Raw genomic sequence first — 22675 nt, forward strand, 5'->3', positions numbered from 1 at the left:
CTACCGGAGGAAGCCGCCTCGGCGAAACACGCGAAGGATCAGCTCATCGAAGGGGACGGACACGTCCGCGCGGAAGTAGCTCACCTGCCGCGACGTGCAGAAGCGGCGGATCTCGTCGAGGTACTGCTCGTAGGCCTCGGCGTAGCGCTCGAGCACCTTGGGGGTCACCGTGACCTCGCGCTCGTCGCCGGTCTCGCAGTCGTAGACGCGCACGTCCCCGCGCAGCGCAGGCCGGGCCTCGCGCGCGTCGACGACGTGGAGCACGAACGGCTCGAACCGGTTGTACCGGAGGACGTTGATGCCGCGCTCGAAGCCCGCCGGATCATAGAGATCGCTGAGGATCACGGCGAGGCCGCGCCGCTTGTGCTGCGCCACGAAGGTCTTCATCGCCTCGCCGAGGTCGGTCGGGCCCTCGGCGCGCGCCTGCCCGAGGAAGCGGAAGATCCTGAAGATGCGCGCCTTGCCCCGGGTCGACTGCATGCGCCCGCTGATCTCGTCGGTCGCGGTGACGATCGCGATGCGGTCGAGGTTGGCGAGCCCCACGTACGCCAGCGCCGCGGCGAGGCGCTTTGCGTGCCGCAGCTTCTCGCCGTCGCCGAACGCCATCGACGCCGAGGTGTCGACGATGAAGTAGATCGAGAGATCTTCCTCCTCCTCGTAGAGCCGGATGAGGAGCCGGTCGAAGCGCTGGTACGCGGCCCAGTCGAGGTACCGGAAATCGTCGCCGGGCGCGTAGTCGCGGTGGTCGGCGAACTCGACCCCTGAGCCGGTCTTCTTGGTTCGCCGCTCCGCGCGCATCGCCCCCGAGAAGACGCGGCGGCTCACCATCGCGAGGTAGTCGAGCTTGCGCTGGAACTCGTCGTCGAAGAGCTCCTCGTCGGGGGCGCCCGCGGAGAGCGCGGAGAAGCGGCGCAGCGGCGCGGCGGCCCTCTTGAACGCGTCGAAGAGCCCCATGCTACCTTCGACGGCGCCTCATTTGCTCTCCGGAAGGTGCTTGAGGATCGCCTGCAGCACCTCGTCGGTCTTCACGCCCTCGGCCTCGCCCTCGAAGTTGAGCAGCACGCGGTGCCGGAGGGCGGGGAGCGCGCACGCGCGCACGTCGTCGACCGACGCCGCGAACCGCCCCTCGAAGAGCGCGCGGATCTTCGCGGCGAGCAGCAGCGCCTGCGCCCCGCGCGGCGATCCGCCGAACTTCACGAACCGCTTCACCTCGTCGAGGCTGCCTCCCTCGGCGGGGTGGGTGGCCTGGAGCAGCCGCACCGCATAGTCCTGGACGTGCTTCGCCACCGGCACCTCGCGGACGAGCCGCTGCATGGCGATGATCCGCTCCTTGTTCAGGACCGGCCGCACCTCGATCGCGTCGGTGCCGGTCGTCCGCTCGAGGATCGAGTTCAGCTCGTCGCGGCTGGGGAACGGCACGTGCAGCTTGAAGAAGAACCGATCGAGCTGCGCCTCGGGCAGCGGGTACGTCCCCTCGCTCTCGAGGGGGTTCTGCGTCGCCAGGACGAAGAACGGCTCTTCCAGCGTGTAGCTCTGCCGCGAGACCGTGACGCGGTGCTCCTGCATGGCCTCGAGGAGCGCGCTCTGCGTCTTCGGCGTGGCCCGGTTGATCTCGTCGGCGAGCACGATGTTCGCGAAGATCGGCCCCTTGCGGAACGAGAACGACCGCTGCCCGCCCGCGTTCTCATCGATGACCGTGGTGCCGATGATGTCCGCGGGCATCATGTCCGGCGTGAACTGGATGCGCGAGAACTGGAGGTCGAGCGCCTCGGCCATGGTGCGGACGAGCATCGTCTTGCCGAGCCCCGGCACGCCCTCGAGCAGCGCGTGCGAGCCCGCGAGCATGCACGTGAGCACGCCGTCGACCACCTCGCGGTTGCCGACGATGACCTTCCCCACCTCCTCGCGCAGCTCTCCGATGCTCGCGCGGAACTCGTCCACCTCGGCCCGCGCTGCTTCCTTCGTCTTCTCGGCCATGACTTCCTGCTTCGCGCCCGCTGTCGCGGGGCGCCTGGTGAGGCGCGGTCGCGTTCGAGCCGCCGGCTCGACTCACTCGCGCGGCCTGATGAGCTGGAAATACCGGTTCACGTAGAACCGGTATCCATCAGGGATCTGATCCTTGTTGATCTGCTGCTCTGCGACCGTGTGATAGTCGGTGAAAACCTTCTTGTAGCCGGTCCCCTTGAAGCCCCGCTCGGCCGCGCTGAGGATCACCTCGCTGTTCGAGGGCCCTTGCTGCGTGTCGAGCCCCTGCGCCTGGACGTCCTGGGTCCCCATCTTGGGGTCGGTGCGCTTGCCCGCGATCTCGCCGCCACGGCCGGAGCCGACGCCGTCGCCCCCGGGCTGGTTGCCGCCGTTGCTGTTGCCCTGGCCGCTCCCGGCCCCCTCCTGCCCCTGCCCCTGCCCGCCGCCGGGCATCAGGATCTTCTTGCCGCCGGGCCCGATCACCAGCTCCTGCCCCTGGCCTTGCCCGCCCTTGCCCTGACCGCCCTGGCCTTGCTGGCCCTGCTGCCCTTCCTGCTCGCCGTCGCCCTGCCCCTGTTGGCCCTGCCCCTGCTGCTCGTCGCCGCTGCCCTGGCTGCCGCGCGCGCGCTTTCCGAAGCGGAGCATCCTGGCCATCCGCTGCTTGCCCCCCTGCCCTTGCTGGCGCACGAGCTCCCGGAGCTCCTCGAGCCGCTGGCGCAGCTCTTCCTTCTCCTGCTCGGACATCTCCTCCTGCTGCATCCGGTTGATGTCCTCGGCCGCCTGCTCGAGATCGTCCGCTGACATCCCGAGGTCGCGCATCAGATCTTCCGCGGCCTTGGCGAGCTCGCGGTCGAGCCGATCGAGCTGGCGCCCGGTCCGCTCCTTCTGCTCGGCCTCGCGGTCGAGCCGCTCCAGATCGCGCTCCTTCTTCTTGAGCAGCCTCTCCTGCTCGGATCGCTCCTGCTCGTTCGCGGGGGCCTTCTGCTTCTGCTTGAGGAGCTGCTCGCGCGCCTCTGCGCGCTTCTCGTTGATCGCGGCGAGGGCCTCCTTGCGGCGCGACGCCGCCTCGGAGAGCGCCTTGCGCAGCCGCTCGATTTCGGCCTTGTCGAACTTCTGCTTCTTGTCGCGGAGCTTCTCGGCGAGCTCCTTCAGGTCCTTCTTCGCCTTCTCGAGGTCCTTCTTCTCGAGGGACTCCCCCACGCCCTTCGCCAGGTCGCTCTTCTTGAGGTCGACCCCCGTCTCCTTCAGCGCCTCATCGAGCGCCTTCAGGTCGGCCTCGGCGCCCTTGAGGAGCTCGCGCTCGAGCGCCTCCATGCGGCGGAACGCCTCGGTGCGATCGAGGCGCTTGTTCGCGATGTCCTCGATGAGCTGGTTGAACCGCTCGACCGCGGACTTCATCTCCGGGCTCTGGTCCTGCCGATCGAGCGCCTTCGCCGCGTCCTTGAAGAGCTCGAGGTCGTCGGGCGACATGGTGAGCGCGTCGATGGTCGCCGCGACGGGCGCCTGCTTCCGCGGGGTGCGCACCTCCAGCAGCGCCACCGCGAGCACGCCGAGCCCCACCGCGGCGGAGGTCCAGAGCTCGCGAGGGACCGCGAGCGGCGCGGCGCCAGCGGCGCGCAGCCCTGAGGCGTGCTCGCAGGCGTCGTCGATCGCCGCCTCCATCAGGGGGGTGCGCTGCGCTGCGGGCAGCGCCTCGAATGCGAGGGCGATCGTCAGCCGGTCGTGGAGGCCGTGGTGCCGATCGAGGGCGATGGTGCCGGCGCGGGGAGGCAAGCGTCGCAGCATCGCCACGACGAGGGTGGCCAGCACGAGCAGCCCCGCGCCGAGGAGGAGCTGACGGGCGCGCGGCTCGCCGAGGTACGCCGGGAGCGCCTTGTGCACCGCGAGCGTCCCGGCAGCGAGCGCGAGCGCGAGGGTCAGCGCGCTCGGCAGCGCACGCAGCGCGCGCCCGAACCGGAGCCTCAGCTCAACCACGAGCGCGGCGCTGCGAATGCGGTCCAGTTGCTTCGTGCGAGAGTCGCTCACGGTGCTCAGCGCTCCGGGCGCCCCCCGCGGGGGCCCTCGAAGGGGAAACGTCGCAGCATTGTACCTGCTGACGGGTCAGGCGCCCGAAAGTTCCTGGGAGGCTCCGCGCGACGTGCGACGTGCGTAAAGGCTGCGCGCGACGTATGAGGCAATGACGCACGGCGAGCCCTGATGATTCCCGTGCAGGGCAGCCTCTGCGCTCAGCGTGCTGCCGGCATGGATGCGTGCTGCCGGCGGTGGGTGCGGGTCCTCCCTCCGAGCGCTGATCGGACGGTTCCTCTGCACCCGGCTCGGCGGCGGCATGCGTACGTTGCGTGGGAACGAGGGGTCGGGCCACTGCGCACGGCGCCCGCCTCGGATTGGATCACTTCATCGACTTCTTCTTGGGCGCTGCCTTGGCGGCAGGCTTCTTCGCCGCAGCAGGCTTCTTCGCCGCAGCCGGCGTAGCAGCCGGCTTCTTCGCCGCCTTGGCTGCCGGCTTCTTCGCCGCGGCCGGCTTCTTCGCCGCGGCCGGCTTCTTCGCCGCCTTGGCTGCCGGCTTCTTCGCCGCGGCCGGCTTCTTCGCCGCCTTGGCTGCCGGCTTCTTCGCCGCGGCCGGCTTCTTCGCCGCCTTGGCTGCCGGCTTCTTCGTCGCGGCCGGCCGCTTCGCAGCAGCCCTGCTCGCCACGGCACCGTTTGCCGCCGACTTCTTCGCCCCCGTCGCCCGTTCCCTGGAGGACGGCAGCGCAGCGGCCTCACGCTCCTCGCCGACCGCGCTCGCCTGGGCCTTGGCGCCGTTCGCTTCAGGCACCTGCTTCGCATAACGGGCGAGCGTCTCGCGCACCCGCGCGTCCAGATCCGCGAAATCGAACGGCTTGTTCAACCAGGCGTCCGCGGCGAAGAGCGGCGAGGTCATCTCGTTCAGGTTCTCGCCGATCCCGGTGAGCATGATGACGCCGGTGCTCGCGAACGGCCGTCCGTCGGACGTGTCGCTCTTCAGCCGCTTGCAGATCTCCCAGCCGCTCATGCCGGGCATCATCACGTCCAGGATCACCAGATCCGGCCGGTGCTCACGCGCGAGCTCCCAGGCAGCATCCCCCTCGGAGGCCTCGATCACAGAGAAACCCAGGTTCCTCAGGTGACGCGCAACGAGGCTCAACATCGCCGGTTCGTCTTCGGCCACCAGCACACGGGGCGGCATCATGCTCGCGGAAGGCATCGTGGATGCGGATGAGAGTACGTGCGCGCGAACCGGTCAAGAGAGAACGAGACCGCGCTGCCGCAGCCAGCGCTCTTCGCCGTTCGCCGTCCTCCCGAGCGACCCGAGCGCCAGGGAGGATGCGCTCACGCGGCGCGCGCCAGCGCGATCTTTTCCGTCTGCCCCGCCGCATAGAAGCGTCGCAGCGCGGCGAGCAGCTCGGCATGACGCCCATGGCGGGCAAACTCGGCCTCGAGTCGGCCCGCGAACCGCGCGGCCAGATCGTTCGCGATCCGGTAGCGATCGCCGGTCTCCGTGCCGGGTGGATCCATGAAGGTGACCCGCTCGAAGAGATGGGCGCGGATCCGCGCGGCGCGCTCGGGCTCGAAGCGCCCCGCCCCCGATGGGGCCGCCTCGTGGCGGCGCCGGAGCGGCGGGCCTGGCGGCTCGACCTCGTCAGCCAGATCGCCATGAACAAGCAGCACGTATTTGTCGACCTCGGCCTGGAGCTCGAGCTCGAGCTGGGTCGCCGGCAGCTCCCTGCGGGCTCGCTCGGCCACATAGAGGAAGTGGCTCACGCCCTCGACGATCTGGCAGATCTCGTCCAGCGTCCCCTCTCGCCCCCGCGTGATCGCCCGGCGGGGCAGGTGCAGCGCGACCTCGATATCGCCGCCATCTCCGCCGGCGTGCCGGATCAGCAGCGCTTCGCGGGCGCTGCCGTCCGTCAGCTGGATGAAATCGTCGACCACGGGCGCGTCATCGAGCGCATAGGTGCGCGCCAGGTGCTGCTGGATCCGGGCCGGGAAGGTCGCCCCCCGCATCAGTTGAGCCCGCCCGTGCCACGGCTCGGCACGAGCCCTCGTGCCCCGAGCTCATCCGCGAGGCGGCTCGATCCCGTACGAACCCAGCGCTCGTACAGCCGGAGCACCGAGCGCTCGTCCCGAGCCCCCGACGCGAGCGTACCGTCGGCCACATCGTTCAGGACGCTCACGAACCGCTCGAATTTCTCGGCCATCTCCGAAAGAACATCCGGCCCCTGGCCGACGCGCGCATTGAGGCGCAGCATAGCGGCCGCATGGTGGTAGGCGGTCGACCCGACCCCGACCACGTAGCCGCGATCGACCCCCTTGACCTCGATGTGGCCGCCGAAGAAGCCGACCACGTAGAGGACGCTGTCTCCCAGGTTGCGCAGCCGCTGGAAACGCTCGGCCCCGGAGGCTTCCAGCGCATCGCGCAGAAGAAAGGTCAGGGGCTGGTTGAAGGCAGACTCGGCATGCTCGTCCGGGTGAGCAAAAGCACAGAGCAGACCGACGAGGTAACTCGACGCCGCCTCGGTAGCAGCGACGTTCCGAACTCGGAGCGCCTCGTCCACAACCTCCTGGAAATAGCGGGTCATGCTCGGGGAGAGAGAGATCGCTTGGCTCACAGCGGCACCTCACTTATGCGGGTGCCCTGGATACCGACGTAACCCGGGCCACCGCGCGCTCAGGTCAACCAGACACGTCCTGGCGGCCTCCCTCGGGTTGGAGACCGTGAGGGCATCGCGTCACTGTGCTGCCGCAGCTTTGCCCTCATAAGGGCATTTTAGCCGAGGGGCTCCGCCGAGCCCAGCCTTGCGCCACGCACCTTCCCCTGCGATCTCCAGGACTTACAGCCACCTCTGCGCCTGGCTGCCAACGCGCAAAGTGCCGGCCTGGGGCCACTCTTGACACCCTCCAGGGGGTGGCTATCTTCGGCGCGCTCGCTAGCACTCGCCATAGGTGAGTGCTAGCAAAGTGCCCAGACTGCAATCGTATGGGACCTTGCCGCTGCTCAGACGGGCCGGCTGGGGTCTTGCCGTTCGTGGGACGCGGCGCTCGTCCCCGGAGGATTTGCAAAGATGAAGATTCGACCGCTCCAGGACCGCGTGATCGTTCAGCGCGTGAAGGAAGAAGAGAAGACCAAGGGAGGTCTCTACATTCCGGACACCGCGAAAGAGAAGCCGATCGAGGGGACCGTCGTCGCCGTCGGCAACGGCAAGGTCGCCGAGGACGGTACCGTGCGGAAGCTCGACGTCAAGGAGGGCGATCGCGTCCTCTTCGGCAAGTACTCGGGCACCGAGGTCAAGATCGACGGCGAAGAGCACCTCATCCTCCGCGAGGACGACATCCTCGGCGTGATCGAGAAGTGACGCGGGCGACAGAAGGAACTTAGGAGAGACACCATGGCAGCCAAGGAAATCATCTACAACGAGTCCGCCCGCAGCATGATCCTCGCGGGGGTCAACGCCCTCGCCGACGCGGTCAAGGTCACGCTCGGCCCGAAGGGGCGCAACGTCGTCATCGAGAAGAGCTTCGGCTCGCCGACGGTCACCAAGGACGGCGTGACGGTCGCCAAGGAGATCGAGCTCGAGAACCGCTTCGAGAACATGGGCGCCCAGATGGTCCGCGAGGTCGCCTCGAAGACGAGCGACATCGCCGGCGACGGGACGACCACCGCGACGGTGCTCGCCCAGGCGATCTACCGCGAGGGCTCCAAGCTCGTCGCGGCCGGGCACAACCCGATGGAGATCAAGCGCGGCATCGACAAGGCGGTCGAGGCGATCGTCGAGCACCTCCGCGGCTCCGCCAAGCAGACGAAGGACGCGAAGGAGATCGCGCAGGTCGGCACGATCAGCGCGAACGGCGACGAGACGATCGGCAAGCTCCTCGCCGACGCGATGGAGAAGGTCGGCAAGGAGGGCGTGATCACGGTCGAGGAGGCCAAGAGCGCCGACACGACCCTCGACGTGGTCGAGGGCATGCAGTTCGACCGCGGCTACCTCTCGCCGTACTTCGTGACCGATCCCGAGGCCATGAAGGCGAACCTCGAGGACTGCTACATCCTCATCTCGGAGAAGAAGATCTCCAACATGAAGGACCTGCTCCCGGTGCTCGAGGCGATCGCCAAGAGCCAGAAGCAGCTCCTCATCATCGCCGAGGACGTCGAGGGCGAGGCGCTCGCGACCCTCGTCGTGAACAAGCTCCGCGGCACGCTGCACTGCGCGGCCGTCAAGGCGCCGGGCTTCGGTGATCGCCGCAAGGAGATGCTGAAGGACATCGCCACCCTGACGGACGGCCAGGTGATCGCGGAGGAGCTCGGCCTCAAGCTCGAGAACGTCACGATCAGCGATCTCGGCCGCGCCAAGACCGTCATCATCGACAAGGACAACACCACGATCGTCGGCGGCCAGGGCAAGAAGGACAAGATCAAGGCCCGGCAGCAGGAGATCCGCGCCCAGATCGAGAACACGACGAGCGACTACGACCGCGAGAAGCTCCAGGAGCGCCTCGCGAAGCTCGTGGGCGGCGTCGCGGTCGTCAAGGTCGGCGCCGCGACCGAGACCGAGATGAAGGAGAAGAAGGCCCGCGTCGAGGACGCGCTCCACGCGACCCGCGCGGCCGTCGAGGAGGGCATCGTCCCGGGCGGCGGCGTGGCGCTCATCCGCGCGCAGAGCTCGCTCGAGAAGCTCAAGGTCAACGACGAGCAGCGGTTCGGCGTGAACATCATCCGCCGCGCCATCGAGGAGCCCCTCCGCCAGATCTCGGCCAACGCCGGGGAAGAGGGCTCGATCGTCGTGCAGAAGGTGCGCGACGGCAAGGACTCGTACGGCTACAACGCGGCGTCGGGCGACTACGGCAACCTGCTCGAGATGGGCGTCATCGATCCGGTCAAGGTCGTCCGGTCGGCGCTCCAGAACGCGGCCAGCGTCGCCAGCCTGATGCTCACCACCGAGGCGCTCATCGCCGAGCGGCCGAAGGAGGAGAAGCCGGCGGCCGGCGGCGCCCACGCGGGCCACGGCCACGACTTCTGATCGCGACGCGCCGCGCTGACCGCTAAGCCCGGCGGGCGAGGGCCGACTTCCTTCTCGGGAAGTCGGCCCTTCGCCATTTCGACTTCCGGCGGGCCGCGGCGCATGATCTGATCCGGCGCAGGTTCGCGATGAGCACCCTGACTACCGAGCGCCTGGCGCTCACCCCGGTCTCGCTGCCCCTGCTCGAGGCGGTCATCCGCGGAGATCGCGCCGAGGCCGAGGCCCTGTCCGGCGCGCGCTTCCCCGACGCCTGGCCTGGGCGCGCGCTCGTCGAGCGCGCCTTCAGCTCGCCGCTCGACCGGCTGCGGGACGATCCAGAGGCGTTCCTGTGGGGCACGCGGCTGATGGTGACGTGCGGGCAGGAGGAGCGCGTCGTCGTCGGCAGCGTGGTGCTGAACGGCCGGCCCGACGCGACCGGCACCGTGGAGATCGGCTACGGCGTCGAGGGCAAGTCCCAGGGCCAGGGCTACGCCACGGAGGGGTCGCGCGCCGTCCTGCACTGGACGCTGCAGCAGCCGGGCGTGAAGCGCGTGATCGCGACCACGCCGGCCTGGCATCGCGCGTCGCTCCGGGTGATCGAGAAGCTCGGGATGCGCCCTGCTGGAACGCTCGAGCACGACCTCCTGGGCGAGCTCCTCGTCTTCGAGCGCTACCCCGAGTAGCGCCCCGCCGTCCACGGGCGGGGGCCCGCCGCGGCGCCGCTCACCCGCCTGCGCGGCTCACGCCGCCGCGCGGGTCGCGCCGCCGAGCCCACTCGCACAGGGTCATGCCCGCCGCGATGGCCACGGGGTACGAGTGGTTGATCCCGTACATGGGGATCGCGATCACGTCCTCGCACGCATCGAGCAGCGCCTGCGGCAGCCCGTCATCCTCGCTGCCGAAGAGGAAGACGAGCCCGCTGGGGAACGGCGCCTCCCAGAGGGTCCGCCGCGCGTGATCGCGCTCCACGCCGATGAGCGGGCGGCCGCGCGCCGCTTCGAGGAAGCTCGCCTCGTCGGGGCACTCGACGATGGTCTCGTACTTCTGCATGCCCATCGAAGCGCGCTCGTAATAGGGCTCGGTCCCGATCAGGAAGATCTCCCGGACCAGGAACGAGTGGGCGACGCGGATGATGGCGCCGATGTTGAACGGGTTCTTCGCGCGGCAGACGGCGATGGAGAAGTCGTTCCGCAAGGGGGCGAGCTCTTCGCGGATCTCCCGGGTGGTGAGCCCGAAGGGCGGGATCTTCACGGCGCGCTGGCTCCCCTACTCGGCGGCGAAGCGATCGAACAGCGGATAGATGGGCCCCTCGTGGACCCTGATCCGCTCGGTCGTGCCCGTGGCGTGCTTGACCAGGAGCACGAGCCCGGCGCGCGGCACGGCGTCGAGCGCGCCCCGGATCGCCGCGACGGACATGCGCCGCAGCGGCTGCCCGGCGATCTCCAGCACCTCGTCGTCCTTGCGGAGCCCGGCGCGCTCTGCAGGCCCGCCCTCCATGGTGCGCGAGATGAATGCGGAGCCGGAATGCAGCTGGTACCAGAGGCCGAGGCCGAACCTGGCGTGCGCCGGCTGGAACGCGAGCGTGAGCGAGCCGCCCGCATCGAGCTCGACCTCGATCTCGCCTGCGGCTCGCTGCGTGTCGCTCGGACGGCCGATGTCGCGCACCCCGATCGGCTTGTCGACGAGCGGGTCCGCTTCCCAGACCTCCACCCGGAGCCGATCCTCGGGCAAGATCTGGAAGTTCCCGCTGGGTCCTTCGGGCCAGGTCGGCTCGAGCGTGTTCGTCTGCTCGGCCGTCCGAAAGATCTCCGCGCCGTTGACGAAGACGCGGACATAGGGGTCCGGGAGGTCGCCGGCGCCGGAATCCCAGGCTCGGCCGTCCCGAGTGCGCTCCGGGATTCTCGCACGGACGACCCGAAGCCATCGGACGTCCTCGGGCGGCGGAGGATGCAGCTCCTGGTCTGAAGGAGGCTCGCGCAGGCGGGTCGAGAGCTCGGGATAGAGCGCCGAGCAGCCGCCCGCGGCGAGCGGCGTGCCACCTGCAGCGAGCAGCACGATGAACGCGGGCAAGCAGAGCGAGAGCGCGCGATGCCGTCGGAGGACCAAGATGGCGCCATTTTTGGCCGGAGCCGGCGTCAGCCGCAACTAAACCGTGCTATTTCGGGCGCCCATGCAGGATCGGCCCGTCATTGCTACCAGCGACCTCAGCGCGCACGTCGGCAGCACTGTCGTGCTCCGCGGATGGCTCTACAACAAGCGCTCGAGCGGCAAGCTCCACTTCCTCGAGCTGCGCGACGGCTTCGGCACCGTCCAGTGCGTGATGGCGAAGAGCGACGTCGGCGACGAGGTCTTCGCGGCCGCCGACAAGGTCACCCAGGAGAGCGTGATCGATGTCGTCGGCGAGGTGAAGGCGCACCCGAAGCGCGCCGGGGTCTACGAGATCGCCGCGTCCGCCTTCCGCGTGCTCGCCCCCACCACCGGCGAGTACCCCATCTCCCCGAAGGAGCACGGGACCGACTTCCTCATGGATCACCGCCACCTCTGGCTGCGATCGAGGCGGCAGCACGCGATCTTGCGCGTTCGTCACACCATCATCCAGGCCGTCCGCGACTTCTTCGACGGGCGCGGGTTCACGCTCGTCGATGCGCCGGTCTTCACGCCGAACGCGTGCGAGGGGACGAGCACGCTGTTCCAGACCGACTACCACGGCGAGAAGGCGTACCTCACCCAGTCGGGGCAGCTGTACATGGAGGCGGCAGCGGCCGCGTTCGGGAAGGCGTACTGCTTCGGCCCCACGTTCCGCGCGGAAAAGTCGAAGACCCGCCGCCACCTGGCCGAGTTTTGGATGGTCGAGCCCGAGGTGGCGTTCATGGACCTCGCGGGCGACATGGACCTCGCGGAAGACTTCCTCTGCTTCATCGTCGAGCGGGTCCTCGAGCGCCGCCGCCCCGAGCTCGCGGTGCTCGAGCGCGACGTCGGGAAGCTCGAAGCCGTCAAGAAGCCGTTCCCGCGCATCCGCTACGACGAGGCCGTCGCCATCCTGAACGAGGCGCGCGCGGAGAAACGCAAAGTGGCTGGAGAGGCTGAAATTCCGGACTTTCCCTGGGGCGAGGATTTCGGCGGCGAGGACGAGACGGTCATCTCCGGCCGGTACGATCGTCCCGTCATGATCCACCGCTATCCGGCTCAGGTGAAAGCCTTCTACATGAAGCGCGATCCGACGGACGACCGGCTCGCGCTCTGCGTCGATGTCCTGGCGCCGGAAGGTTATGGAGAGGTGATCGGCGGCGGGCAGCGCGAGGATGATCTCGCCACCCTCGAGCGGGCAATCGAGGCGCATCGGCTGCCCCCCGAGGCGTTCGGCTGGTACCTGGATCTGCGCCGGTATGGCACCTTCCCGCATGCGGGCTTCGGGTTGGGCATCGAGCGGAGCGTCGCCTGGATCTGCGGTCTGCCCCACGTGCGCGAGACGATCCCGTTCCCGCGCATGCTGAATCGGCTCTCGCCGTAGTGCCGCGCGTCAGAGATCCTGCCGGGAAATCTGGGCACCGCTTGGCAGCGCCTCGTTCACGGCGCGATGCGCCACGGCGCCGACGCGACGGGCCGAACGCGTGCGAGCGTGGAAGCGTGGAAGCGTGGAAGCGTGGAAGCGTGGAAGCGTGGAAGCAGACGAGGCTAGCCGCTCCCCGCGCGCGCCCACGCGTCGGAATCGCAACGCTGTGCGAGGAGCGTGAGTAAGAGGTAACGCGATCGGCAAACCCGCGCGACAACGGCGGCCAGTGTGGTCAGGCCGTGCCCGCGCCGCAGCTCGCCGCTGGGGATCCGTTTTTGCTCCGCTTGCAGGGCGACTCTGTCGTATCAAGAAAGCATAGGGCGCAACCCGCGACCCACGCTCACTCGGCCGACCGACGGAGCCACCCCTGCTTGCAGATGAGGGAGCGCTCTACCGGCGAGCCGGACCCTGCCCCCGCCTCCCCGACCCAACTCGCGAGGACAAAGCTATGGCTCGTCTCGTCGGCTTTATCGGTAACCGTCCGGATCTCGGCGCGCGTGCGATCGAGCTCGAAGAACGTGCCCTCACGGTTCGCCGAAGGGAGGGCGTGATCCCTGGCTGGGGGGTCGGCTTCTACCAGGGAGGAGAGATTCTCCTCAAGCGCCGGCCGATCGACGATCGACCCGAGATCAGCCTGGTCGACATGACCAAGGACGTGCGCGCCGACATCCTCGTGGCGCATGTCCGGGCTGCGACCGTCGGCAGCTTGCGCACCGAGAACACGCACCCGTTCCGCTATCGGCAGTGGCTGTTCGCCCACACGGGCACGGTCGAAGGGTTCGCCCGCCTGCGGAACCAGCTGAGCGACTCGCTACCGCAGTTTCTCCAGCGCGACGTTCGCGGCGAGACGGACAGCGAGATCCTCTTCCACCTGTTCCTGTCCTTCCTCCACGACAGCGGCCAGCTCGATCGGCCCAACGTGGACGCGGCGAGCGCGCGGACGGCCCTGCGGTCCTCCATCGCGCTCGTCGACCGGCTCTGCGCGGAGGAAGGGGCGGGGCCGAGCGCGATGAACATCGTGGTCACCAACCCCGAGTACCTGCTCGCCGCCCACGGCGGCACGTCGATGGCGTACCGCATTTACCAGGGCAGCGAGGACATGGAGCGGCTCCTCAGCGACGGCGGGTTGGGCCGAATGCGCATGCCCGACTATGCCGCGAGCCGCCTGACGCTCGTCGCGTCGGACTTCGATGACGACCAGGCCCCCGCAGGGTGGACCCACGTTGGCGAGCGTGCGATCGTGACGTTCACCCGCGCCGATGCTCCCGCGATCGAGCCGATCTGAACGCCCGAAGGTCCCGCAGGAGGCCAGGGTGCACGCACCGCCGGCCGGCTCTCCGGACACCTCTCGGCCGTCGCCAGCGTGCCCTTCGCTGCTCGTCGCCGTGATCGCGGGCTGGTCGCTCCTGGGGTGCGGCCGAGGAGAACCGGCTTCCTTTCCCACCGCCGCCGAGCTCTCTGACGAGCGCCGCCGCCCTGACGGCGTGGCGCTCGATCCGGCGAGCACCCCGCCGCCACCGACGAACCAGGCAGACGCCGAGGACAGCGTCGTTACCCTCCGGACGCCTCTCGGCATCAGCGCCGCGCTGGATGTCGTGGACGAGTTCTTCCGGCGGGTGGTCGCCGAGGACAGCGAAGCCCTGAGCGAGCTGCTGACGCGCGATGCCCTCGCGATCCACACCGGCTCGGGCGGATCGGGGCAGCCGCCGAGCGCCGGGCTCTGGTGGGAGCAACGGTTCCGGCGACTCGAGTACGGAAAGCTCGCCGGAGAGCCGGTCTATCGGGAGTCGGAGCTCCAGATCTTCCGGGCCGAGGACGTGCTCGCGACGCCGCAACACCCCGCGATCCAGCCGGAGACGCTCGATGACCAGGACGTCGTGATCCGCGTGCCGATCGCGACAGCGCGGGTCGCGACGGATCGCCTGCTCGGCGACGAGATCGTCGTCTGGCTGCGCCGCGACGGCCCACGATTCAGGATCTACCGGCTGCTCGAGGACTTCCAGTTACAGTAGGCTTTGCGCTTGTGCCATATCTCCGACAAGATCGGGGCTCGATGAGCCGCCTCAAGATCGCGTTCGTGGGCTCCGGGGGAGCGGCGCGAGGCCTTGCGCACCTCGGCGTGCTGAAGGCTTGCGAGGAGCTGGGCATCCATCCGGAGATCTACGTGGGCGCGGGGGCGGGCGCGCTGGTCAGCGCGACGTACGGGCAAGACATCCCGCTCGATGTGCTGCTCGACGCCTACCGGCTCCCCTGGAGACGGCGTCACCGCGGGCCTCGCCTCCACGTGTCGAGCTTCTTCGGAGCTCCCGCGCTGCGCGATCTGCTCGATCCGGGATACCTCTGCTCCGGGGTGTTCTCGATCGACAGGCTCGAGCGCTACGTGCGCCGGACGCTGCCGATCAACGACTTCCGGCAGCTGCCGCACGCGGTCTTCGTGACGGCGGTCGACGTGGACAGCGCCAAGCGGGTCGTGTTCGGCCCGGGCTACGACGAGGCCACGCCGATCAGCCAGGCGGTGGCCGCCAGCTGCTGCGTGCCCGGGCTGTTCCGGCCCTACCGCATCAACGGCCGCTATCACCTGAGCGGCGAGGTGATCCGGACGCTCTCCGCCGACGTGGCCGTGAATGCCGGCGCGAACATCGTGATCATCTCGAACATCTACCGTCCCGAGGAGCGCGACGAGTCGCAGCGCTCGATCGCGAGGAGCGGCGCGCCCAGCGTCGTCCGGCAGTCGCTCAGCATTCTTCTCGCCGAGAAGGAGCGCCGCGGCGTCGAGCTCCTCTCCAAGCTCTACCCGAACGTCACCTTCCTGGACGTGGCGCCCGCGATCGGCCGGTACAGCTACATGAACCGGTTCGCCGCCAAGCCGCTCGTCCTGCGCGGCTACCGCACTGCGCTCCGCATACTCGCCGCCGCGAAGGAGAAGGGCGTGTTCGATGCCCCCTCCTCGAAGAGCGCACTGAACTAGAGCGGGGAGCAGGTTCGTGCGCTACGGGCCCATCCGCGTCGTTCGGCTCGCTGCGACGTACTTTCGTACGCCTCACTCGCCTGCCTAGCGGCTGAGGCCGTAGCGCACGAACCTGCTCGCCGCACGCCCCCGCGTCCGTCGACGGCGCCGTCGCGCAGCGACCGGCCGCTACATCCCCGCGACGATGCGGTACTCGTTCTGGTACTCCACCAGCTCCAGGCGGTTGTCGTCGACCTTGCGGCGCCACTCTTCACCCTTGCCGCCCGGGATGCGATAGCTCGCGCTGTAGGTGTAGTCGACGTAGATGACGTCATCGTCCTTGAGGACGCGCCGGTAGCGGATCTCGTAGCGGATGGCGCGCGCGTCCTGGAACTTGCCGGTGAGGTACGCGCGCAGGCCGGCGTAATCGAGGTCGTCCGCCGCGTCGATGTTGCCGCCGTCCTCGTAGTACTTGGGCGACGCGAGCTTGAGCAGCTCGCTCACGTTCTTGCTCTCCACCGCGTTGCGATACTTCTCGCAGAACGAGATGATCTTGCGGTTGTCGTCGTTGTCCTCCACGTCCGTGTTCGGGATGTAGTGGGTCGCGCACCCGGCGAGGACGGCCGAAGCAACGACGAGGAGCGAAGCGACAGCTTTTGTTTGGCGGCAGAACATACGCGGGCAGGACAACGCTCGGGGGAAGCAGCTGATTCCAGCCGGGAACCTTGCCAGATCGAGGCGCGGATCGGCAAGCGAAGCGATCACGATCACCAAGGATGACGCGGACGGGCGCGCCGCTACGCGTGCTCCTCGAGCCAGCGGAGGAGAGCGAGGTGGCCGACCGGCCCGTCGTGGTCGACAGGAAGGTCGGGATCGACCTTGCGCAGGCGCTCGTCGTCGCCGGGATCCGCCTGCAGGAGGAGCGCGACGGCGCCGCTGGCGAGCGCGCGGTGCCGGGCACCGGTGAGGCTGAGCAGCTCTCGTGCGACCGGCCCGGCGTCGTCGGCCGCGAGGACGACCATGCGGTCGGCGTCCGAGGACGCGACGAGATCGGCCGCGGCGCGGAGCGCCTCCAGCGCGCCGCCGAGCCCGGCGCCTACCGCGAAGCTCGGCCCGGTGAGCTGGTACGCGATGGCGCACTCGCCCGCGATCGCGTTCGGCGACGTCGCAGGGAAGAGGCGCGGCTCGACGAAGCGGGCTCCGCGCGCGCGCCGGCGGGCGTCGTAGGGTTCGTTGGTGTCGATCGTGGCGAGCGCGTGGCCCGCGACGATGCCGGCGCCCCGCAAGCGATCGGCGCCGACGATGGCGGCGAGCGCTGCCACCGCCGTCAGCCCGAGCCGGCAGAGCGCGTCGAGGCGCGCGAGGCGGTCGCGCGCGATGCCGGTCGCCTCGGAGAGGCGCCCTAGATCGGAGCCCGTCACGCGCGCGTGCGCGCGGAGAACCACGGCGCGGGGGCGCCGCGGGCGGCGCCCGCTCGCGGAGGACGTGAGCAGGAGGGCGGCGTTGGCGCCGCCGAACGCCGCCGAGAGCTTGAGCGCCGAGGAGAGCGGGCGGGGCTCGGCGCGCTCGAGCAGGTGAGCCGGAGCGTCGGGGTCGAGCTCGCCTTCGGAGGCCGCCGGTGGAGCGATGGACGCCTCGAGGGCGGCCGCGGCGGCGAGCGCCTCGAGCGCGCCCGCGGCCCCGAGCGTGTGCCCGATCTGAGCCTTGAACGGGTGGACCACGGGCGGAGGGGCGTCCGCGCCCGGCGCCACGTCCGAGCCCTCCCGGGCGCCGCGCGAGAGCAGCGCCGCGATCGCGCGCGACTCCATCGCGTCGTTGTAAGGCGTCGCCGTGGCGTGGGCGCTGATGAGACCGACGCGCGATGCAGGCCACCCGGCGTCAGCGAGCGCCGCGGCGCCGGCGCGCGCGAGCCCCGATCCGGTTCGATCCGGGGCGGTGATGTGCACCGCGTCCGTGGACGCGCCGAAGCCGGCGACGCGGGCGATCACCGGGGCGCCGCGGAGGCGGTCCTCGCGGACGAGGGCGACGACGGCGGCGCCCTCGCCGAGCGCCATCCCGTCACGGCCGATCCGGAACGGGCGCGACCTGGACGCCGTGGTCGCGCGGAGCGCCTCGAAGCCGGCGGCGACGAAGATGCTGAGGGCGTCGTAGCCGCCGGCGAGCACGAGATCGCAGGCGTCGCGATCGAGCCAGCGGAGGCCGAGGCCGATCGCCAGGGTGCTCGCCGCGCACGCCGCGAGCAGGTGCGTGCGCAGCGGGGTCCGCTCGAGCCCGAACGCGGCGAGCGCATCGTTGAACGGCGCGAAATAGGTCGCGCCCGGGGCCAGCGCGGCGAGCGAGCCGGCGTCGGCCCCCTCGGCGCGCGCGGCGAAGTACCGCTCCGCGGTGAGCATGCCGCCGCTGGAGGTGCCGAGGGCGATGCCGATGCGCTCGCCGCGAAAGCCCGGGCGCGCGCCCTCCAGCGCCGCGAGGGTCTGCGAGAGCGCCGCCTTCAGCAGGTCCGTGGCCCGATCGGCGCCCGGAGCGACGCCGAGGTCCGCGGGCGCGCGCGCGGCGAAGGGCCGCAGCAGGCCGGCGCGCGCCAGCTCCTCGTCGCGCGTGATCGCGACAGGCGCAGGCTCGCCAGCCCGAGGGACGCGGTACGCGAGAGGGCCGAGGCCGAGCGCCGAGACAGCGCCCGAGGCGATGACGCAGGCGTCGCTCATGAGCCGCCCCCCGGCCGGAGCGCGTCGGGATCGACGAACGCGCGTGGATCCGGCGCGCGCTCCCGCTCCTCGGCCTCGCAGATCACCGTGATGAGCAGCCCGGTCGAGGCCTGCGCGTAACGGACGTTGCCGCAGCCCATGCCCTCGGCGATCACGACCTCCTCGTCGAGCCGGCGCCGGCGGGCGCCCTCCGCCGTCGACCACGTGGTGCGGCGCGCGCCGATCACGCCCCGATCGTTGACCCGCAGATCGATCACGGCGTCGCCGTCGCGCAGGACGAAGGAATCCGTGCTCGCAGCGCGCGAGTACCAGAGCAGCGTCCCCGCCGCCGGATGGAGCATCCACCAGCGCAGGAAATCTACCGGCAGACCGCGGAGTGAAGCCCGAGGCGTCGAGGCGTCGCCGCGCCTCAGCAGATCGAGCGCGGGCACGGCGAATCGGAAGCGATCGCCGCGCGCCCACAGGTCGAGCGCGGTGGTGCCGCCCGGGCCGAGGAGGATCATCCGCAGCGCGCCCTCCGGCTCGGGAGTGTCGCTCCCCACCGCGCGTGCGCGCCCTTCGATCGCCGGCGGGGCGACCGCGATCGCGCCGCGCGCCTCGAGCACGTGACCCGTGCGCGGCTCCCGCAGCGCCATGCGGACGCGGAGCGTGCGCGGGCCGGCCCCCTCGACCTCGCGTCGGAGACCTGCGAGGCGCTCGCGCCCCTCGCGCCACGCGGAGGGGTCGAGCCGCGCGGCGGCCGTGCCCGCCGATGGGCCGGGCAGGAGGCGCGCTAGCTCGGCGTCGAGCGCGCCGCGCCGCGGAGCGCTCGCGGCGCAGGCAGGGACGCACGCGAGCAAGAGCAGGAGGCGCCCAGCGCTGACGAGGCGCCGCGCACGACGGCGGGGAGCGGGCAGCGATGTCGTCACGCGTCGCCGGGAGCGACAAGCAGGATGGCGTATCCCCGGTCGGGGGCGCCGCCCAGGACGAGCACGCTCGCGAGGTCGCGGCTGGCGAGCGCCGCGACCGCCGCAGCGGCGGCGAACCCGCCGGCGCCCTCGTGATCGCCTGAGCGCGGCGCGAGCAGGGTGCGCGGCACCTCGGCCCACGGTGAGCCATGCAGGCAGGCGGCGAGGCGCTCCTCCTCCCGTCCGACGAACACGGCGGCCGGCGACGGGACGGTGGCCTGCGCTCGCAGAGCGCTCTCTCCCGGAGCGCCGAGGCGCGCCGGCGCTGGCGCTCCCACGAGCATCCCCACGCCGTCACCCCGCCAGGAGTTCCACCAGGACACCGTCGCCACCGGGCGCGCCCCTCGCTCACGCGCCCGCGCGGCGCTCTCGAAGAGCAGCACGGCAGCGCCCTCGCTGCGGACACCGCTGCTGACGACCTGCGAGCAGATCGGACCGAGGCACCGCTCGATCATCGGGCTCGTCTCCTCGACGCTGCCGGCGGCGAGCACCTCCCCCTCCCCGGCCGTGATGAGCTCGATGGCCGTGACCATGGCCGCTTCCGCGGTCGCTCCGAGATCGGCCATCGCGAACACCGGGCCACGTAGGCCCAGGTAGATGGAGGCATGCCCGACCGGCGACGAGGGGACCAGGTTCGGAAAATCGGCGGGGCTCGCGTACTTCGCGCCCTTGTCGTAGATGCGTCGCATGTAGGCGGTCGAGGCGTCGACGCTGCCAAAGGACGCGCCGACGATGGCGCCGGGAAGGGTGCGGCTCGGCGCGACGTCGGCCGCCGGATCGCCCGCGCCGGCCTCGGCCTGAACCGCGCCACCGAGCCCGGCATCCGAGAGGGCCGTGAGGATCGCGGCCGTCGTCAGCCGGCCAGCTCGGTCGAGCCGCCTCGCCCGCGCGAGATCGAGGTGCGCGGCCGTGTTGAAGGGGATGGCTCCTTCCGCTGGCGGAGGGCCAGGCTCGAGATACGCGGCGCCGCCGCGGGACGCGAGGACGCCCAGCGGGCCGATCGTCGCGGCCGCGGTCACGACGACCGAGCGCCGCCGGGGCGCGCTGCCGGCGTCGAGCGGCGGAGGGAAACGGCCGGGCTGCGCGAGCACGAGCACGCTGTCCGTGCCGCCGAAGCCGAACGAGTTCGACATCGCCGACCGGATCGGCGCCTCGCGCGCCTCCCTGAGGTGCACGAGCTGGCACTCCGGATCGACCTCTTCGAGACCGCCGGTCGGGGGCATCACGCCGCGCGCGATGGCGAGGGCGGTGATCGCCGCCTCGATCGCGCCCGCTGCGCCGAGCGTGTGCCCGATCTGCCCCTTCGAGGAGGAGACGGCGATGCGGCTCACCTCGGGGCCGAGGCAGGCGCGCAGGGCGGCGCTCTCCATGACGTCGTTCAACGGCGTCGCGGTGCCGTGCGCGTTGACGTAATCCAGATTCGAGGGCGTGAGCGCCGCGCACCGGAGAGCGTCGCGCATGACGCGCGCGGCGGTGCGCCCCTCGCGCTCGGGGTTGGTGATGTGATGAGCCTCGGCGCCGGTCGCCCATCCGCGGAGCTCGACGATCGGCTCCGCGCCGCGCGCGCGCGCGGCGTCCTCGGACTCGAGGAGCAGGAACGCCGCGGCTTCGCCGAGGTTCAGGCCGGCGCGCCGCCGATCGAACGGGCGGCACGGCTCCGGATCGACGGCCGCGAGCGCGCCGAAGCCGGTGTAGGTCAGCCGGCACAGGCCGTCGGCGCCCCCCGCGAGCACGCGGGTGGAGAGGCCGGCGCGGAGCCAGGCCGCGCCCAGCAAGATGGCGTTCGCGCCGCTCGAGCAGGCGCTGCAGACGCTCCTCACCCGCCGGAACGGACCGACGGCGGCGCGGACATGGTCGGCCGTCGAGGAGAGCGGATGCGAGAGCATCCGCTTCAGGGGGGCGATCGCGCTGGGGTCGTGCGACAGCCAGGCGAGCAAATCCTCCGTCTCGAACATCCCGGCGGTCGTCCCGCCGACCACCAGGTCGACCGGAACGGCCCTCGGATCGATGCCCGCGTGCGCGAGCGCCTCGCGGGCCGAGAGCACGGCCATCGCGTCGGTCCGAGACCACCCTTCCGCCTCGCCGGGCGGAGCGACCTCCTCGGGGGCGAGGTCGCGGACCTCCGCGGCGATGCGCCCGCGCGTCCCGGGGATCTCGAACAAGGAGAGCGGCGCGAAGGCCCGCTCTCCTGCGATGAGCCGGTCCATCGTCTCGCTCGCCCCGCGCGCCAGGGGCGAGACGACCCCGATGCCCGTCACCCAGATGCGCACGCCCGAACGGCTCTCTGCGGCGCGTTCACGCCGCTGCGGTCGACTTGACGATGTGGGCCACGAGCGCGTCCACCGATGCGAAGATCGGCCTCGCTTCGTCGCCCTCCGGGATGCGGACGCCGAAGCGCTCCTCCACGCTCATGGCGAGCTGGAGCGCGTCCAGCGAATCGAGGCCCAGCCCCGCGCCGAACAGCGGCGCGGCGTCGTCGATGTCGGCCGGCGTCTTCCCCTCGAGGTTCAGCTCCTCGACCATGAGTTCTTTTAACTTCTGCCGCACGTCCTGCGCGTTCATGAGCACGTCCCTGCGGGGTAGCACAATTCCGCGCCTTTCCACCAGGGGGCAGCGCTTTTTCTGACGGTTTGGTAAAGAGCGCCCATGGCCCTCGTCGACTACGCCACCTCTGCAGGCGTCGCGCTGCTTACCCTCAATGATCCGCCGGTCAACGGCTACACCCACGAGATGATGAAGGACCTCGACGCGGCCATCCTCGAGGCCCGCTTCGACAACGATGTCCATGTCATCGTCATCACCGGGCACGGCGAAAAGTTCTTCTGCGCAGGAGCGAACATCAACATGCTCCGCGAGTCGGACCCGACGTTCAAATACTACTTCTGTCTCCACGCGAACGAGACGTTGAGCCGCCTCGAGCACACGCCGAAGCTCTGCATCGCCGCGCTGAACGGCCACACCGTGGGCGGTGGTCTCGAGATCGCGATGGCCTGTGATCTCCGCATCGCCCGCAAAGGCGCCGGCAAGGTCGGGCTCCCCGAGGTCGCGCTGGGCGTCCTGCCGGGCACGGGAGGCACCCAGCGCCTCGCCAGGCTCATCGGTAAATCGCGGGCGATCCAGCTGATGTGCGAGGGGCAGACGTTCGATTTCGAGACAGCGCTCGCGGTTGGCCTGGTCAATGACGTCTGGGAGACGGCCTCCCATGACGAGTTCATGGACCGGATCCTCGCGTACAGCCACACGTTCACGCTCCCGGATCGCGCGGCGCTCGCGGTCGGGCGCATCAAGCGCGCCGTTCAGACAGGCTTCGAGGTAGGGCTCGAACAGGGGCTCGCCCTCGAACGAGAGCTCCAGGCCGAGCTGTTCACGTCGGAGGACGCCCGCGAGGGGCTCGCCGCCTACATGGAGAAGCGGAAGCCGGTGTTCCAAGGGAAGTGAGCGCACGCCGCACGTCGAGCAATGCGCTGCCTCGCCGTTCTTCTCCATGGGGTAGCCGGCACCGCGGTTGAGACCCCATGAATGTAATAATAATTACATTCTAAAGG

General features: G+C 70.4%; 21 protein-coding genes. 8 read left to right on the top strand and 13 right to left on the bottom strand.

The genetic code is table 11. The annotated features are described in order from the left end of the window. The 6 genes from WMF29_RS31880 to WMF29_RS31905 form a co-directional block, all read right to left on the bottom strand. Entirely contained in the window at positions 1-954 is a 954-nt protein-coding gene (locus WMF29_RS31880) for a DUF58 domain-containing protein (protein ID WP_272094834.1), read from the bottom strand. Between the two features lie 18 nt (positions 955-972). Then, entirely contained in the window at positions 973-1977 is a 1005-nt protein-coding gene (locus WMF29_RS31885; protein WP_437323898.1) for an AAA family ATPase, read from the bottom strand. A 72-nt stretch (positions 1978-2049) separates the two neighbouring features. Further along, a complete protein-coding gene (locus tag WMF29_RS31890) occupies positions 2050-3990 on the bottom strand; it encodes a hypothetical protein (protein ID WP_437323899.1) in 1941 nt (646 codons plus the stop codon). Positions 3991-4354: 364 nt separating this feature from the next. Further along, positions 4355-5188 carry a response regulator transcription factor gene (locus tag WMF29_RS31895; RefSeq protein WP_437323900.1) on the bottom strand — a complete coding sequence of 278 codons (834 nt, stop codon included), beginning with the start codon at positions 5186-5188 and terminating at the stop codon, positions 4355-4357. Between the two features lie 125 nt (positions 5189-5313). Then, the gene (locus tag WMF29_RS31900; RefSeq protein ID WP_437323901.1) at positions 5314-5988 is read right to left on the bottom strand and encodes a hypothetical protein; all 675 of its coding nucleotides are present in this window, start codon (positions 5986-5988) and stop codon (positions 5314-5316) included. After that, positions 5988-6593, bottom strand: a complete 606-nt coding sequence (locus WMF29_RS31905) for a hypothetical protein (protein WP_437323902.1) — start codon at positions 6591-6593, stop codon at positions 5988-5990. The genes WMF29_RS31900 and WMF29_RS31905 overlap by 1 nt, the downstream gene beginning before the upstream one ends. Positions 6594-7046: 453 nt before the next feature. Between WMF29_RS31905 and groES the strand changes: the two genes are divergently transcribed. The 3 genes from groES (at position 7047) to WMF29_RS31920 (ending at position 9661) form a co-directional block, all read left to right on the top strand. Beyond that, positions 7047-7337, top strand: coding sequence for a co-chaperone GroES (gene groES, locus WMF29_RS31910; RefSeq protein ID WP_012238539.1), 291 nt, complete (start codon positions 7047-7049; stop codon positions 7335-7337). 33 nt (positions 7338-7370) lie between these two features. After that, positions 7371-8999: a chaperonin GroEL gene (gene groL / locus WMF29_RS31915; RefSeq protein WP_012238540.1), complete on the top strand. Its 1629-nt coding sequence runs from the start codon at positions 7371-7373 to the stop codon at positions 8997-8999. Positions 9000-9127: 128 nt separating this feature from the next. After that, entirely contained in the window at positions 9128-9661 is a 534-nt protein-coding gene (locus WMF29_RS31920; RefSeq protein ID WP_437323903.1) for a GNAT family N-acetyltransferase, read from the top strand. 40 nt (positions 9662-9701) lie between these two features. Here WMF29_RS31920 and WMF29_RS31925 read toward each other — a convergent pair whose 3' ends face one another. Then, positions 9702-10229 carry a TrmH family RNA methyltransferase gene (locus WMF29_RS31925; protein WP_437323904.1) on the bottom strand — a complete coding sequence of 176 codons (528 nt, stop codon included), beginning with the start codon at positions 10227-10229 and terminating at the stop codon, positions 9702-9704. 15 nt (positions 10230-10244) lie between these two features. Next, the gene (locus tag WMF29_RS31930; RefSeq protein ID WP_437323905.1) at positions 10245-11084 is read right to left on the bottom strand and encodes a PDZ domain-containing protein; all 840 of its coding nucleotides are present in this window, start codon (positions 11082-11084) and stop codon (positions 10245-10247) included. 64 nt (positions 11085-11148) lie between these two features. Here WMF29_RS31930 and asnS point away from each other — a divergent pair, with 64 nt between their 5' ends. The 4 genes from asnS to WMF29_RS31950 all read left to right on the top strand — a co-directional run bounded on the left by asnS (position 11149) and on the right by WMF29_RS31950 (position 15499). After that, positions 11149-12489, top strand: coding sequence for an asparagine--tRNA ligase (gene asnS, locus WMF29_RS31935; protein ID WP_437323906.1), 1341 nt, complete (start codon positions 11149-11151; stop codon positions 12487-12489). 589 nt (positions 12490-13078) lie between these two features. After that, positions 13079-13816 (top strand): class II glutamine amidotransferase, encoded by a 738-nt coding sequence (locus WMF29_RS31940; RefSeq protein ID WP_272094844.1) that lies wholly within the window; start codon positions 13079-13081, stop codon positions 13814-13816. A gap of 28 nt (positions 13817-13844) precedes the next feature. Then, positions 13845-14543 carry a hypothetical protein gene (locus WMF29_RS31945; RefSeq protein ID WP_437323907.1) on the top strand — a complete coding sequence of 233 codons (699 nt, stop codon included), beginning with the start codon at positions 13845-13847 and terminating at the stop codon, positions 14541-14543. 41 nt (positions 14544-14584) lie between these two features. Continuing rightward, a complete protein-coding gene (locus WMF29_RS31950) occupies positions 14585-15499 on the top strand; it encodes a patatin-like phospholipase family protein (RefSeq protein ID WP_272094847.1) in 915 nt (304 codons plus the stop codon). A gap of 168 nt (positions 15500-15667) precedes the next feature. Here WMF29_RS31950 and WMF29_RS31955 read toward each other — a convergent pair whose 3' ends face one another. The 5 genes from WMF29_RS31955 to WMF29_RS31975 all read right to left on the bottom strand — a co-directional run bounded on the left by WMF29_RS31955 (position 15668) and on the right by WMF29_RS31975 (position 21692). Beyond that, positions 15668-16153 carry a hypothetical protein gene (locus tag WMF29_RS31955; protein ID WP_437323908.1) on the bottom strand — a complete coding sequence of 162 codons (486 nt, stop codon included), beginning with the start codon at positions 16151-16153 and terminating at the stop codon, positions 15668-15670. Between the two features lie 122 nt (positions 16154-16275). Next, positions 16276-18183 (bottom strand): beta-ketoacyl synthase N-terminal-like domain-containing protein, encoded by a 1908-nt coding sequence (locus WMF29_RS31960; RefSeq protein ID WP_437323909.1) that lies wholly within the window; start codon positions 18181-18183, stop codon positions 16276-16278. Beyond that, positions 18180-19091 (bottom strand): hypothetical protein, encoded by a 912-nt coding sequence (locus tag WMF29_RS31965; RefSeq protein WP_437323910.1) that lies wholly within the window; start codon positions 19089-19091, stop codon positions 18180-18182. Before WMF29_RS31965 ends, WMF29_RS31960 begins: the two co-directional genes overlap by 4 nt. Beyond that, positions 19088-21400, bottom strand: a complete 2313-nt coding sequence (locus WMF29_RS31970; RefSeq protein WP_437323911.1) for a beta-ketoacyl synthase N-terminal-like domain-containing protein — start codon at positions 21398-21400, stop codon at positions 19088-19090. Before WMF29_RS31970 ends, WMF29_RS31965 begins: the two co-directional genes overlap by 4 nt. Positions 21401-21425: 25 nt before the next feature. Then, on the bottom strand, positions 21426-21692 hold the full coding sequence (locus WMF29_RS31975) for a phosphopantetheine-binding protein (protein ID WP_044969499.1): 267 nt from the start codon (positions 21690-21692) through the stop codon (positions 21426-21428). A gap of 84 nt (positions 21693-21776) precedes the next feature. Between WMF29_RS31975 and WMF29_RS31980 the strand changes: the two genes are divergently transcribed. Further along, a complete protein-coding gene (locus tag WMF29_RS31980) occupies positions 21777-22568 on the top strand; it encodes an enoyl-CoA hydratase/isomerase family protein (protein ID WP_437323912.1) in 792 nt (263 codons plus the stop codon). The last annotated feature ends 107 nt before the right edge of the window (positions 22569-22675 follow it).

Origin of the sequence: Sorangium sp. So ce381 (assembly GCF_051473845.1) — a bacterium.
Classification (GTDB): Bacteria; Myxococcota_A; Polyangia; order Polyangiales; family Polyangiaceae; genus Sorangium; species Sorangium atrum.

Excerpts from the sequence above, each read along its gene's own strand:
- WMF29_RS31880 (WP_272094834.1), bottom strand. The coding sequence starts at position 954 with ATGGGGCTCTTCGACGCGTTCAAGAGGGCCGCCGCGCCGCTGCGCCGC.
- WMF29_RS31885 (WP_437323898.1), bottom strand. The coding sequence starts at position 1,977 with ATGGCCGAGAAGACGAAGGAAGCAGCGCGGGCCGAGGTGGACGAGTTC.
- WMF29_RS31895 (WP_437323900.1), bottom strand. The coding sequence starts at position 5,188 with ATGCCTTCCGCGAGCATGATGCCGCCCCGTGTGCTGGTGGCCGAAGAC.
- WMF29_RS31900 (WP_437323901.1), bottom strand. The coding sequence starts at position 5,988 with ATGCGGGGGGCGACCTTCCCGGCCCGGATCCAGCAGCACCTGGCGCGC.
- groES (WP_012238539.1), top strand. The coding sequence starts at position 7,047 with ATGAAGATTCGACCGCTCCAGGACCGCGTGATCGTTCAGCGCGTGAAG.
- groL (WP_012238540.1), top strand. The coding sequence starts at position 7,371 with ATGGCAGCCAAGGAAATCATCTACAACGAGTCCGCCCGCAGCATGATC.
- WMF29_RS31920 (WP_437323903.1), top strand. The coding sequence starts at position 9,128 with ATGAGCACCCTGACTACCGAGCGCCTGGCGCTCACCCCGGTCTCGCTG.
- asnS (WP_437323906.1), top strand. The coding sequence starts at position 11,149 with ATGCAGGATCGGCCCGTCATTGCTACCAGCGACCTCAGCGCGCACGTC.
- WMF29_RS31950 (WP_272094847.1), top strand. The coding sequence starts at position 14,585 with ATGAGCCGCCTCAAGATCGCGTTCGTGGGCTCCGGGGGAGCGGCGCGA.
- WMF29_RS31955 (WP_437323908.1), bottom strand. The coding sequence starts at position 16,153 with ATGTTCTGCCGCCAAACAAAAGCTGTCGCTTCGCTCCTCGTCGTTGCT.
- WMF29_RS31960 (WP_437323909.1), bottom strand. The coding sequence starts at position 18,183 with ATGAGCGACGCCTGCGTCATCGCCTCGGGCGCTGTCTCGGCGCTCGGC.
- WMF29_RS31975 (WP_044969499.1), bottom strand. The coding sequence starts at position 21,692 with ATGAACGCGCAGGACGTGCGGCAGAAGTTAAAAGAACTCATGGTCGAG.
- WMF29_RS31980 (WP_437323912.1), top strand. The coding sequence starts at position 21,777 with ATGGCCCTCGTCGACTACGCCACCTCTGCAGGCGTCGCGCTGCTTACC.